This window comes from Vibrio sp. AH4 (assembly GCF_030710545.1).
In the GTDB taxonomy this organism is placed as follows: domain Bacteria; phylum Pseudomonadota; class Gammaproteobacteria; order Enterobacterales; family Vibrionaceae; genus Vibrio; species Vibrio metoecus.
Map to the genome: position 1 here is coordinate 216,721 of NZ_JALAIV010000003.1, position 13,720 is coordinate 230,440.

11 protein-coding genes and 1 pseudogene are annotated in these 13,720 nt (G+C 47.3%); 6 read left to right on the forward strand and 6 right to left on the reverse strand.

All coding sequences use genetic code 11. The annotated features are described in order from the left end of the window. The first annotated feature begins 2 nt into the window (after positions 1-2). On the forward strand, positions 3-1,295 hold the full coding sequence (locus tag MKA69_RS14125; RefSeq protein WP_305848333.1) for a DEAD/DEAH box helicase: 1,293 nt from the start codon (positions 3-5) through the stop codon (positions 1,293-1,295). Between the two features lie 47 nt (positions 1,296-1,342). On the opposite strand, the gene MKA69_RS14130 is transcribed toward MKA69_RS14125, so the two are convergent. After that, positions 1,343-2,194 carry an AraC family transcriptional regulator gene (locus MKA69_RS14130; RefSeq protein ID WP_134818122.1) on the reverse strand — a complete coding sequence of 284 codons (852 nt, stop codon included), beginning with the start codon at positions 2,192-2,194 and terminating at the stop codon, positions 1,343-1,345. Positions 2,195-2,308: 114 nt separating this feature from the next. On the opposite strand from MKA69_RS14130, the gene grxC reads away from it, so the two are divergent. Next, complete coding sequence (gene grxC, locus MKA69_RS14135) at positions 2,309-2,578, forward strand: glutaredoxin 3 (RefSeq protein WP_000912306.1); 270 nt, start codon at positions 2,309-2,311, stop codon at positions 2,576-2,578. 40 nt (positions 2,579-2,618) lie between these two features. Continuing rightward, positions 2,619-3,089 (forward strand): YkgB family protein, encoded by a 471-nt coding sequence (locus MKA69_RS14140; RefSeq protein ID WP_000700842.1) that lies wholly within the window; start codon positions 2,619-2,621, stop codon positions 3,087-3,089. A 116-nt stretch (positions 3,090-3,205) separates the two neighbouring features. Here MKA69_RS14140 and MKA69_RS14145 read toward each other — a convergent pair whose 3' ends face one another. After that, the gene (locus MKA69_RS14145) at positions 3,206-3,454 is read right to left on the reverse strand and encodes a DUF3297 family protein (RefSeq protein WP_001000415.1); all 249 of its coding nucleotides are present in this window, start codon (positions 3,452-3,454) and stop codon (positions 3,206-3,208) included. A gap of 262 nt (positions 3,455-3,716) precedes the next feature. Here MKA69_RS14145 and MKA69_RS14150 point away from each other — a divergent pair, with 262 nt between their 5' ends. The 3 genes and pseudogenes from MKA69_RS14150 to MKA69_RS14160 all read left to right on the forward strand — a co-directional run bounded on the left by MKA69_RS14150 (position 3,717) and on the right by MKA69_RS14160 (position 7,703). Further along, entirely contained in the window at positions 3,717-5,696 is a 1,980-nt protein-coding gene (locus MKA69_RS14150; protein WP_055064123.1) for a methyl-accepting chemotaxis protein, read from the forward strand. A gap of 8 nt (positions 5,697-5,704) precedes the next feature. Further along, positions 5,705-6,973, forward strand: a pseudogene (locus tag MKA69_RS14155) (ABC transporter substrate-binding protein); the annotation flags it as partial. 322 nt (positions 6,974-7,295) lie between these two features. Further along, positions 7,296-7,703, forward strand: a complete 408-nt coding sequence (locus tag MKA69_RS14160) for a hypothetical protein (RefSeq protein ID WP_055029318.1) — start codon at positions 7,296-7,298, stop codon at positions 7,701-7,703. Positions 7,704-7,831: 128 nt separating this feature from the next. Here the strand turns inward: MKA69_RS14160 and MKA69_RS14165 are convergent, their stop codons facing one another. The 4 genes from MKA69_RS14165 to glgX all read right to left on the reverse strand — a co-directional run bounded on the left by MKA69_RS14165 (position 7,832) and on the right by glgX (position 13,674). Beyond that, positions 7,832-9,463 (reverse strand): methyl-accepting chemotaxis protein, encoded by a 1,632-nt coding sequence (locus tag MKA69_RS14165; RefSeq protein ID WP_000007668.1) that lies wholly within the window; start codon positions 9,461-9,463, stop codon positions 7,832-7,834. Between the two features lie 336 nt (positions 9,464-9,799). Beyond that, positions 9,800-10,051, reverse strand: a complete 252-nt coding sequence (locus MKA69_RS14170) for a DUF2999 family protein (protein ID WP_001068182.1) — start codon at positions 10,049-10,051, stop codon at positions 9,800-9,802. A gap of 79 nt (positions 10,052-10,130) precedes the next feature. Continuing rightward, entirely contained in the window at positions 10,131-11,345 is a 1,215-nt protein-coding gene (locus MKA69_RS14175) for an NRAMP family divalent metal transporter (RefSeq protein ID WP_055033788.1), read from the reverse strand. A 358-nt stretch (positions 11,346-11,703) separates the two neighbouring features. Further along, a complete protein-coding gene (gene glgX, locus MKA69_RS14180) occupies positions 11,704-13,674 on the reverse strand; it encodes a glycogen debranching protein GlgX (RefSeq protein ID WP_305848334.1) in 1,971 nt (656 codons plus the stop codon). Positions 13,675-13,720: the final 46 nt, after the last annotated feature.

Here is a 13,720-nt window from a genome sequence, read left to right on the forward strand (position 1 = left end):
TTGTGGTAAAGTCCACGCCTGCGATAATTCGCCCCAAATTGTTTTTTGAATATTCAGGTACCCAACCCATGTCATTTTCCTCTCTCGCGTTAAGCGCCGATCTAATCCAAGCTCTGCCTAAAGCGATCACCCAACCCACAGCCATTCAAACTTTGGTGATCCCTGCCATGTTAACGGGCAAAGATGTGTTGGCGTTGGCGAATACGGGAAGTGGTAAAACGTTGGCTTACGGTCTACCTCTGCTTGAACGTTTAAAAACTAGCCCTGAGCAGCAAGCATTAGTGTTGGTACCCACGCGTGAATTAGCCATGCAGGTGAGCGAAGTGCTCACTCACGTTGGTACACCGTTAGGGCTGAACACGCTCTGCTTGTGTGGTGGGGTAGATAAGGTTGAGCAGCAAAATGCGTTGGCCGAGAACCCGAATATCCTGGTGGCAACAACGGGACGTTTGTTCGATCTCACCCAAAGTGGGTTGAGCTTGAACCGCGTAACGACGCTGGTGTTAGACGAAGCCGATCGTCTGCTCGACATGGGCTTTTGGCCGCAAGTGCAAGCGCTCGCAAGCCAAACCGCCAGTGTGCGCCAAACCGTGATGTGTTCTGCGACCTTCTCTGATGATTTGAAACTTAAAGCGCAGCAATTGATGCGTGCGCCAACCCAAGTCTCTGTTAACCCTGAAAACAGCATTAACCAAGCGGTGCAAGAAACGCTGTATTTGGTGAACAAAGGCAGTAAAACGCAAGCCTTGGTGGCACTTTTAAAACAGCACCAATGGCCACAAGTGCTGGTATTTATCGGCGCAAAAGAGAATGCTGATAGCTTAACCAAAAAACTCAACAAAGCGGGCATAGTGGCCACTGCGCTGCATGGTGATAAAAGCCAAGCGCAGCGTGAAGCTGCACTGGCAGAGTTTAAAGACGGCACAACCCAAGTGTTGATTGCCACCGATCTGCTCGCGCGCGGCATTCATATTGAACAGCTTCCGGTGGTGATCAACTTTGAGTTGCCGATGCATGCGGAAACGTACGTGCACCGTGTTGGCCGCACCGCCAGGGCGGGGCAGCAAGGCATTGCACTCTCGTTAGTGTGTCACGGAGAAATGGATGCACTGAATGCCATTCGTACCCTGACGCAACGTGATTTGTCCGTGCAGAATCTAGAAGGTTTCCCAGTGACCGATCAGCCATCAACAGGTGAAAGCAAACGTGCTCCGCGTGATAAACAGGCCAACCGTCGCACACAGAATAAAAAGAGCGTTAAGCAGTTTCAGGGTAAGGCGACGAAATCAAGATAGAGTGCTTAGGGAATGAACCTGATTCTTCTTGGTTTCTCTGCTTTTGATTAGTTTTGTGCCCTGAATCGTTTTGGGGTTGTGCCGATATGCTTTTTAAACGTCAGGGTGAAAGCTCGCTCTGACTCATAACCGACTTGCTCGGCGATATCCGCAATCGGCTGTAAGGATTCTTGCAATAACTCCTGCGCTTTTTGCATTCGTAGGTGAGTCAAATACTCAAACATTGGGCGACCAACCAACGCTGAAAAGCGGTTAGCAAAAGCGGCACGTGACATACCAATTTGGTTGGCAAGGGATTCGAGCGTCCAACTTTGTTGTGGGTGCTCGTGCAACAGTTGTAGTGCGCGTGAAATGCGTTTGTCGTTCAAAGCTTCTAAAAACGGGCTGTTTTGCTCTCGCCCAAAATTAATGCGGATCAACTCGACCAAAATAATCTCGGTTAGCTTATTTACAATCAACTCTGACCCCGGGCCTTGTGAAAGATATTCTGCGCTGAGTTGATCAAAGGTACTACGCAGCCAAGGATACTTGGCAAAATCTTGGTCTCGTACAATCGTAACGCGCGGAAATACACTTAGTAATGGCGTTGTTGCGGTACGTGTAAAACGAAATGATCCACACAACAGTAGCGTCGACTCCTCCATATCGGGTTGGCCTAGCACCGGTGATTGACTAGAAAGCACATGCTCTTGTCCGGGGCCAAGAAAAATTAAATCCCCTGCTTCCATCCGCTCAATATTGCCATCCACACTGGCCCAACAGCTACCTCGCCGAATCATGTGAAAGCTTGCTTGCTCTGCATCATGAAAGATTTTTGTCCAAGGGGCATCAACCTGACTGCAAAAATACACACTACCCGATACGCGTATTGCGCGGAGAATATCACTCATCACTTCCATTTCAATTCCCTTTTGATTGTACGATCGATGTATTAATTCGAGATTATTGTGCATAGATAGTGTTATTGGCAAGTATTAAAGTAGCACCATACACAGTACGACGAGGTAACCACCATGTTGAAAATTGAAATTTACACCAAAAGCTACTGCCCTTATTGCAAAGCAGCAAAACAAACGTTGACCAGCATGGGCTTGAGCTACCACGAAATTGAAGTGAGTGACAGCCAGATTCTATTACGTGAGATGGTCAACCGCAGTTTGCGCAGAACAGTTCCGCAGATTTTTGTCGGCGATATCCACATCGGTGGACACGATGATCTGATGGCTGCGATTAAAAATGGCCAGTTTAAACAGGTGTTAACTCAACAAGTTAACGCTCAATAATTCAGCAATAAATCAATTCGTTTTTTAAAAGGACAAACAAATGAAAATTAACCGTCAACCCGCGTGGGTCTATTTACTCGATAAAGTTGCCGAAAATGGTGTGCGTTACTCGATTGTTATTGTGTTGGCTTGGATTGGCATGATGAAGTTTACCAGCTATGAAGCAGGCGCGATTGAGGGATTGGTGGCCTCAAGTCCACTGACCAGTTGGTTATACAGTGTGTTTAGCTTGCAAGGCGCTTCAAACTTGATTGGTTTGGTTGAAGTTGCTACGGCCATTGCTTTATTACTGGCTCCTGTCCATCGCATCATTGCGATATTTGGTGCGACGAGTGCTTCATTAACGTTTGCTATCACCAGTAGCTTCTTGTTAAGTGCGCCTATTGCAGAGCCAAGTTTAGGTGGTTTTCCTGCTATTTCGGTTGTCCCTGGGCAGTTTCTACTCAAAGACATTGTTTTGCTGTTTGCTGCGCTATCACTACTGGCAAAAGCGTTATTGCGTGATGAATAATCTGATAAACCAATCACGTTGGTTAATAAAAAAATCCGCCTCAAGTGGCGGATTTTTTTATGGATGTTTTCACAACACAAAGCAATAAAATTAAGCCTTAGCGTAAGAGTAAACACTTACGCGTAGTATGCTTCTACCGTGCCTTTTAATTGGATCAGCATTGGATTTCCGTAGCGGTCTTTCGCTTTTGGTGACGGAATTTTAATCCAGCCTTCGCTAATGCAGTACTCTTCTACATCAGTACGCTCTTTACCATTAAAACGAATACCAATTTGGTGTTCGAAGCACTCTTTAATGAAAAATGGGCTGCGAGAGTTACCAGATAGACGATCGGGTAGCGTTGGTTTTGCGGTAGTGTCGTTCATTGTTGATGACCTGAATCGATAAAAGTGCGCCATTGTAGACAGAGCCTGTCTATGGTTCAAGTGATGCCGTTAATGCGGTTTTTTAAACGCAGTATTTTTTGGCTATCAGCGAGAGGCTAGCCTGATTTTTCCATGCAATAGACGGTGGGAAATTGCGTGTCAGAGAGAATCTTATATCACAAATCTTTATATGCCATTCGCAGCATTGAATGTTCCTGTCTATGTTTAATTTATCTTTTTATTCGTCAATGAGGATACATTCATGGGTTTATCTATCGTACAGCGAATTATCGCTGGCTTCGTATTGATGCTCCTGTTGTTGATCCTGCTGGGTGCCATTAGTACGTTGAAAATTCGCGGTATTAATGATGGGTTATCTGAGGTTTCTGATCGAGCGACGCCTTTAGTGATGGCGGTGGCTGGGTTGAAAGAAACCTTACAAGAGAGTAATCGCTGGGTTTTGGAGTTTAGAACCAGTGAAGATGCTGCGGAACTGCCCCAACTCTCAAGCCAATTCCAAGCACAACAAGCACGTTTTCATCAGCTGAGTCAGAATATGGATCAATTTACTCAGGCAGGTGAGAGCCAGAAACAATTCCAAGAGGTTTTACAGGCGACAAACCAATTTTATACCGAAGCGGATCAGGTGTTATCCAAACATAGTGAATGGGTGAACGCTCTGGTACAGCGTCATGAGCTAGAAATTGCGTTTATTCGGCTGGAAGACACCTATCAATGGGCGGCCGATCTGCTACTGCAACAGAGTGCCAGTAAGCGTTCGATGCGCAATAAAGCCGAACTGATCACCTCTGGTATCGCGCGTGATTTGAAAAACATTCGCCGTGCGGATGCAAAAACAGATTTAAATGCACTGGAAAAAGTGCTCAGCAAAGATATCGAAATGGCGCGTAAACGCCTCGAAAGAATATTAGTGCCTGAGGATGTGAAAGCGCGTTATGTTGCCAATCTCAACCGCTTACAAGAGTTGGCTTTAGGCAAACAAGGTCTTTTGGCCACGATGCGCAAAGCCCAACAATTGGAAAATGCTCTGCTTACTCAGAACCAACAAGTTGACACCAGTTTAGCCAATAGCTTGGCTAAACTGGATGAGATGGCTAAATCGGCTGCGGCGGTTGCTCAGCAAAGCCGCGTGCTTGCCGATGCTGCGGTGAGCAGCGCAAATTTTTGGATCATGGTCGTGTCCGCTGTTTCCGCTGCGGTAGCGTTAGTGATTGGTTATACCACGGCTCGCAGCATTCAAAAGCCGCTGCAAAAAATTAACCATGAATTGGCCTACATGGCGCAAGGCGATATGACTCGGCGCATCAACTATCAAACCCGATGTGAATTTGGCGCGCTTTCACGTTCGATTGATATTTTGGCCGATAAAACCGGCGAACTTCTCTCTCAGATCAATGCGGGTTCTCGCCATCTGGTGAATGAAGCGAGCCGCTCTGCGGAAATCAGTGAACGGGCAATGGCTCGGGTTCAAGAGCAAAAAAGCCAGACAGATCAAGTCGCCGCCGCGATTACTGAGCTTGAAGTGAGTGCAACGGAAGTGGCTCGCTCAACCGATGGAACCAAAGATGAAGTGGATCGCGTCGATAATGAAGCGAAAGAAAGCCGTCAAAAAGTGGCCACGACACGACGAATCACGGAGCAACTGGCGCATGATATGGAAGCGGCCGTCGCCATTACCCATAAATTGGGTGAGTTTAGCAATAACATCGGCAGCATTTTGGATGTGATCCGCGGTATTGCTGAGCAGACCAACCTGTTGGCTCTCAACGCCGCAATTGAAGCGGCACGTGCGGGCGATGCTGGGCGAGGTTTTGCTGTGGTTGCGGACGAAGTGCGTGCGCTTGCAACACGCACTCAAACCTCGACCGAAGAGATTCAACATATGATTGAAAATTTGCAGCAATCGAGCAAGCAAGTGGTTGAGGTGATGGGACGCAGCCAAGATCAAACGCGGGTGTGTGTGGATCAAACTCGTGAAATGGATGTGGCTTTGCAATCGATCGCGGATCGCATGACGGCGATTAAGGAAATGGCTGATCAGGTAGCGCATGCCGCTCAGGAGCAAATTTTAGTCAGTCAAAGTGTGGCTCACCACGTGACGGGGATTGCGGAAGTCGCACATGAAACTGAACGTGAAGCGCGTGAATCGGCCAATAGCAGTGAAGTTTTGGCGGATCTGGCTGCCAAACAGCAGCAATTAATCGCACATTTCAAAGTCTAGGGGGGCTTATGAGAAACAAGTGGATTGGAGCTCTGAGTCTCCTATGGTGTAGCCAATTGTTGGCGAGTGAGTTAGTGATTGAAAGCTGGCGTGCGGATGATAAAACCTTGTGGGAACAGAAAATTATTCCTGCTTTTGAGGCAAAGCACCCCGGTATTACCGTGAAATTTCACCCAGTACCGAATGTGAACTACAGCCCGATGTTGTGGGAAAACTTAAAAGGCGGCACCGCGGGAGATTTAATTACATGTCGCCCATTTGATGATTCATTGGCGTTGTTTAAGGCCGGTTACTTAACGGAATTGACCGAAATGGCGGGGATGGAAAATTTCCCCAGCTTTGCACAAGCGCCTTGGCAAACTGATTCAGGAGCGCAGACCTTCTGCGTACCTATGGCCTCGGTCATACATGGTTTCTTCTACAACAAGAAAATTTTCAATGAGTTAGGGCTTAGTGTGCCTCAAACCCGTGAACAATTTTTTACAGTATTGGATAAAGTGAAAGCCGATGGTCGCTATGTTCCGTTATCGATGAGTGGTTCAGAAAGTTGGGTATCCTCGGAATTGGGCTTCCAAAATATAGGGCCTAATTACTGGAAAGGTGAAGATGGCCGATTGGCTCTGATCAATGGACAGGAGCGCTTAGATGATCCGCAGTATGTGAAAGTGTTCGAAGAGCTTGCGCGTTGGCGGGCATACCTTGGTGATGGGGCTGAAAATCGGGATTATGGTACCAGCAATGAGCTGTTTACTTCGGGTAAAGCGGCGTTTTATGTCGCGGGGTCGTGGGAAATCGCGCCCTTTACCGATAAGGTCGATTTCGGCGTTATGCGTCCACCCGTTGCCAAACAAGGGGAGGGCTGCTTTTTTACCGATCATACCGATATCGGAATGGGGATGAACCCGGCCAGTAAAAATCCGCAAGCGGCAATGGCATTTTTACAATGGTTAACTACCCCGGAGTTTGCTGAACTGTATACCAACTCGCTACCGGGATTTTTCTCGCTGTCTAACCATTTCTTTGAGGTCACTAACCCAGCTGCACGAGAAATGATGGAATGGCGTGATCAGTGTGATTCCACTATTCGCGTTGCCACACAAATTTTGTCACGTGGCCAACCCAAGCTTGGAGATGAACTCGCGGAAGTGAGCCAAGCCGTGTTACTGGGTAAGATGACGCCTAAAGTTGCCGCAGAACGTTTAGAGCAAGGTTTACAAAGTTGGTATGCGCCTCACCAAACACGGAAAACGAAAGGGCAAGAGTGTCAATGTGCTGATGCACTACCGGTGGTGAATAGTTCTCCCGTGGGTTCCGCTTCGGGAACTGAGGTGGTACCTACGATCGTGGCCGAGCCCACCCCTGAAGTGGATACCCCAGCACCTGCGGAGTAAGTCGCTAGGCAGTTTTTAGCAAATCATCCTGTGAACAACAAAGCGGCATCCTAAAGCCGCTTTGTTGTTATGCCACTTTTTTACTGTCTTCAGTGGTTGGTAAACCAGACTCATGTTCAGTTTTGCTGAACAGGAATTCACTATTTTTTGACAGCGTTTGCGAACACATAAGGTTAGTCTTCCTACACGATTTTGATGGAGGAAGACGATGGTGTGGAGAAAACTCGCAGTAATGGGTTTGAGTATGGTGTCATTGGGGGCGTGGAGCACGCCAGTGTGTGAAGTGACCATTCATCAACTGCAGGATGTGGATCGCGGCTATCAAGTGGTGGAAAAAGAAGGGAGCACCACGCTCTTGGCTAATCCTCCACTACGCTGTGCAGAAATTACGCTAACGCTTTCTCAGCGTCAGGAAAAAGTGGCGGTATGGCTGACGAAACGCCTTAAAGCGACATTCATCAATGGGCGAGAAGTTCAAGCTAGCCAGCTCTCGTTTAGAAAAGAAGAGGTGAAAGCGGGATACATCACCTTTGATGCTAACCAAGCGAAATCCGCTTACGTCTGTTTTGATGAAAGTTCTGCCCCGATAAGTTCCATTGAGTGTGAGTGGAACTGAACACTGGGTTTGGAGAGGCACGCTAAGCGTTCCTGCCAAATGCTGAGCGAACGGCAGAAGACTCAGCCTTCAAAAAACGGGGGCGATGTTTGAGTCGCCCCCTGTTGAGTTAATGATGTTGCGTAGGATTACAAACGGAAGCGTCGTACCGTATTTTGCAGTTGGCTAGCGAGTTGGCTTAGCTCAACACAAGATTGTGCGGCGCTTGATGATCCCTGAGCCACTTGTTTGGCTGATTCGTTAATGCGTTCAATATTGCGACTTAACTCTTCGCTCACCGAATCTTGCTCACCACAGGCGCTCGCGATTTGAATGGTCATATCCGCAATTTGGCCGCTCTGTTGGCGAATTTGTTCGATGGCTTGCTGAGTCTCTTGGCTTTGTTGAACACAGTGGTTGATCAATGAGCTGCTGTTGGCGGTCGCTTGGCGTGCTTTTTCTGCACAGCTTTGCAAGCTCTGGATGATTTCTACAATGTCACCCGTCGATTGCTGAGTTTTGCCTGCTAACGCACGAACTTCATCGGCTACAACCGCAAAACCACGGCCTTGCTCGCCTGCACGCGCAGCTTCAATCGCAGCGTTGAGTGCAAGAAGGTTGGTTTGATCAGCAATGTTACTGATCACGTCAACGACCATGTTGATTTGCTGTGCTTGACTTTCCAGTTCTAGAACCCGCTGTTCCGCACGATTGATCTCTTGATTCACTTGTTGGATCGAGTCATTCACTGTGTGCATTTGCTGTGAGCCGACATTCGCGTGTTGGCTGCTGTCACGTGATGCATCCGAAGCCACTTCAGTATTACGAGCCACTTCAGCAACGGTGGATTTCATTTCTGCCATTGCGGTGGCAATTTGCATCACTTCTTCTTGTTGGATCTGCATCCCCTGTGAAGTTTGCTCAGATACAGCACTCACTTCATCTACTGCGTGAGATAGCTGTGTGGCACCGGTAATAATCTCTTCAACCATCACGCGCAGGTTATCTTGCATTTTGCTGCACGCATCGGCGAGTTCGCCCAACTCATCATTGCCAATCGTGGTTCGATCTAAGCGGTGTGCCAAATTGCCTTCTGCAATAGCATGAGCTTGACCTACCACTTGCAACAGAGGACGGCAGATCAGATTGGTTAATAGCCAAGTGACCACACACATAAAGCCAAGCAGGGAAACAATACTGGTGACTGAGAATTGGCTAATGTTATCAATCAATACCGTCAACTCACTGCGGTTTTCGTCTACATAAGAGAGGTTGAGTTTGAGCAGATCATCAATTGCGCTTTCCAATTTCTCAAAGGTCGGCAGAGAACGTTGCAGATCTTGCTGTGCTTTGATTTTTTCTTGTTGTTGGATATCGCTGTTAAACGAGCCTAGCTGACGCAGGTATTCTTGCCATAGTGTTTTCACTGGCATGAAAATATTGCGTTCATAATCGGTCCAGATACTGCGTTCATAACGGTCGAGATCTTGGGCGATCTGTTGGTAATGATCGTTCATCCAACGGATATCATCAGCGATTTCGGCCTCATCGGTGGAAGAGAGTAGGCTGATTTGCGCTCGGCGTACGGATGACATGTTGTACTTAATACCGTTGACGAGCATCATCGAAGGCATAGTATCGTCAGTCAGATTGAGCACATCGCTTTTAATGGTATGAAGGGAGCGGTAAAGGTAGCCACCAAAAGCTAAGTTGATCAATGCAATCACGCCAAACGCGACCGCGATTTTTTTGCCTATCGCTAAATTTTTGAAGAAAGACATAGAGAGTGTGTGACCTCGTGGTAACGCGGGTTGGTCACTTCCGTATGTTAAATGCGCTGTCCAAGTTGCGGTTCAGCCGAGAGACGTTAATCATCCTGACTGAAAAATTGGCGGTGAGTATAACACCAATTGCATTAATAACATGAAATTATGTGCTACTCATCGTGCTTTTCTATCGGGTGGCTGCCAACTTTTCATGGCACCAAAGTGTAAACCTGAATTAACACTTTTGAAGGATAGGAGAGTAACACCGAGTCGACGGGGCGAAATGGGTGCCAAGAAAAAAGGCTATGGATGCCGTGATAGCCCCCATAGCCTTATGGTGAAAGGTGCCGCTTATTGTTGCAGCTTGGCTTTAGCCGCTTCAACTTGAGCAAAATCGAGCCCAAGTTCTTCAACAGCTTGTTTGATCAACGCCGGATTCTGCATGACTTGCGCGAGTAACATTTGCAGTTTCTCTTGTGGTAAACCCAGTTGTGCCAACGTTGCCATTGCTGCCAACGGGTTTTGGGTAAGGGTTTGAAACAGCGCATGGATCTGCTCAGTGCTGATATTGTTTTCTTTCAACATGGCTAGAATTGGGTTCATGAGTTTTCCTCTCTTCGTCTTTGAATTATCGGCTCAGCAAAATACCATATCGTCCGCTGATTAGCGTGCTTCGGAAACATTAACCGATGAATTTTCCGATAAAGTTCTGGATGTTACTGAAGCTAGAGACAGCCATCACGACCACAATCAATGCTCCAATGGCGGTCAGGTAAATGGGGTGCTTGTAGTCACCGACAATGTCTTTCCGACGAGTTGCCGCAAGCACGAACCCAAGCACTACAGGAAGAATAATACTGTTAACCAGTCCTGCCAACATGAGCAGCAGAATTGGCATATTCATCATGACGGTTCCGACGCTGGTCAGAATGATAAAGCCGACACACCATGCTTTCTCGTTGCGCGCAACTATAGGAAACAAGGTTTTGATGAGAGAAATCGCCATATAAGAGTTGCCGACGACGGAAGTAATAGAGGCCACGAAGAGTACTAGACCAAAGATGAAATAACCCATTTCTCCGGCACCCTGACGAAAGGCATCGGCAGCCGGATTGGCGCTATCGAGCACAGCTCCGGTGGCAATGACACCGAAAATCGCCATGAACAGTAGGATTCGGATCACCACCGCAATGGAAATGCCCGCCCAAGCCGCTTTTTTGATGTGCTCAATATGATTCTCACCCTGTAGACCCACGTCAACCAAGCGTTGTGCACCCGTGTAGTAACCACCGACTGCCCCTCCAACAATAGTTAGGGTCGGAAGCAATAGGCTACCCATATCGGTCGGCATGACCGCGGCCGTCAGTGTTTCTCCCATCGGAGGCAGGCTAGTCATGGCGACGTAGGCAATCAATACAATCATGAATAGGCCTAAGTAACGCGCCATCTGATCCATGCGCTTTGAGGCGTTATGAACCACAAACAGTAAACACCCAACAACACCAGTAAATAAGGCGCCCCAAGTGGTATCAACGCCAGTCAGCACATTGATGCCTAGCGCAGCTCCGCTGACATTGCCGAAGTTAAAGGCAACGGCGCCGAGCGCCAGTAATATCCCGATAAAATAACCGGCTCCTGGGGCAATTTTATTGGCGATATCTTGGATGCGTAAGCCTGCGACCCCCACAATTCGCCACAGATTCATCACGATACCAAAAGTGATGAACATAGAGGCAAACACCGGAAATGCCATGTCAACTTTGTAGATGTTGGTAAATACTGCTGTTTGGGTTAGAAAACCTGGACCGACAGAAGTGGTCGCCATCAGGAACGCGACGCTTAAAATGGCTTTCGATTGCCAGTCAGTCTTGAGATGAGTGTGTGCTTTGGTGGTCATGCTGAATCTCGATTTCTTGTTGTCTCTTTCTTTATAAAAACGAAAAGACAACTGACCGGGATCAGCTAGTGAAGAGCGGTTAAGCTCTTGAAAATTCGAGCCGTTACGGCTCCGTTTTTGCTGGGCGCGAATATTAGAGAGTAAGGGGGGGGATGTCAATCATTAAAAACAATAAACTCAGTGTGGTTGTTATCGAAAGACTTGTTTGGTTAGCCATAGGCGCTGTGGAATAGGGTTGTTTTGTGCTTCTTGAATGGAGCTTGCATATTCCAGATGCAGGGGTATCGCTGAAAGTGGCACGCGAATGCGGCCACTTTTACGAGCAAGGAAATTCAGTTTTTGAGTGTTAATGCGGTGTTCACCCGCCCTTCTTTTTCGGTTGATAGTACAAAATCGACATGGAAACCGGGAGTTGCAGTATTTCACCTTCTGCGTGACCTGGTTGTGCATGGCGCATGTTGGTGTCACAAATCACATACCAGTCTTGTTGCCGGTCTTTCGGTAAGATAAAGCGTGCTGGCGCATTGGTCTGGTTAATCAAATAGAGCATCTCAGGGCCGTCACTGCCGATACCGATGTGCAAGGCAACAGAGGAAAGACGATTCCAATCATCCATATCCATGGTTTTTCCATCAACACGACGCCAAGCTATTCGGTTGTTGTTACGGCTTTCGCCACTGAAAGCTCGGATAAATGGCACCATATAAGTTTGTCTAGCCGCTACCATATCGGCTAACCATTCACGAAAATCTTGTTTGGTTTCGTTATTGTCCCAGTTTAACCAACTGATATCGTTATCTTGGCAGTAGGCATTATTGTTGCCTTTCTGAGTATGAGAGAGCACATCGGCAGTGAGAATATGTGGAATACCAAATGCAAACAGTAAACTTGCCATGAAGTTGCGTTTCTGGCGTTCACGAGTCGCGCGGATCACAATACTGTCGGTTTCACCTTCAAAACCGTAGTTGTCAGAGCGGTTATCACCATGACCATCTCGATTTTGTTCGCCGTTTGCTTCGTTGTGCTTGTGCTTGTAGGAGACTAAGTCTTGCAGCGTAAACCCATCATGATAGGTGATGTAGTTAACGGTCAGTTTGTATGGCCAGTTGGCGGCGCTGTACAAATCACGTGATCCCATAAGGCGAGTGGCAAACTCTTTCAAAAAGCCAAGATCGCCACGCCAGAAGCTGCGGGTGATGTCGCGCAGTTTGTCGTTGGTTTCGTTCCAGCCAAAAGGAAAATTACCCACTTGATAACCGTTAGGACCAATATCCCAAGGTTCAGCGATCAGTTTGACCTCACGCAGTACTGGATCTTGTGCAACCGCTTTGAAAAACGCCGCTTCTTTGCTGAACTCATCGCCACGACGGCCGAGGGTGGCGGCTAAATCAAAACGAAAACCGTCAATCTGATATTCCGTTACCCAACAGCGCAGAGTGTCCATGACTAAATTGAGTGCTGCTTGGTTGGAAAGATCCACCGTATTTCCGCATCCAGTGTAATTAGCGTAGTGCTCACCGTGGTGCAAATAATAATTCGGGTCGAGGGCTTTTAAGTTAAATACCGGCCCATTTGCACCGCCTTCAGCCGTATGGTTGTAAACCACATCCAGAATGACTTGAATACCATGGCGGTGCAGCTCTCGAATCGTCGTTTTGAGCTCATGTACTGCATCTGTGTTGGCATAACGTGGGTCGGGAGCCATAAATAGGTAAGGGTTGTATCCCCAGTAATTGACTTTGTCACTTTCCAGCAGATGAGGCTCATGCATGCAGGCGGCAATCGGCAGTAGTTGAAGTGTATTGATATTTTGTTGGCGATAAAAATCCAACATCGGCTGACTAACTAAACCTAAATATTTGCCGCGCAGAGGGGGCTCAACCTCTGGGTTGAGTCGTGTTAAACCTTTAACATGGGTTTCAAATAGCACCATTTCATCGCGTGCGATACGCGGTTTAGGTACGCTTTGCCAATCAAATTGCACACTGGTGGCGATACATTTCGGCAGGTCAAAGCTCTTATGGCTATCAAAGGGCGGTACGTAGTGCAGCGAACTATCTAATGCACGAGCGTAAGGGTCAGCAATATAATGCAACTCATCATTAAGTTGAATTAAATACCCATACTTTTGTCCTGAGTGAACACCAGGGATATAAGTGTATTTAATCCCTGCATATTCCTGCTCAAGCTGATGAGTTTCATAACTTCCATCAGCATGAAAAAGAGCCAATAAAATATCTTTATTGGCAGGAGTATATATTGCGAAGTTACAACCCTCGTCATCGAGCGTTGCTCCCAATGGGAAAGGCGTTGATCGGTTCATTTTCATTTTTAATCGTTGTTTAGCGCACCACGTTATTAAGTAAAAGGCTTTG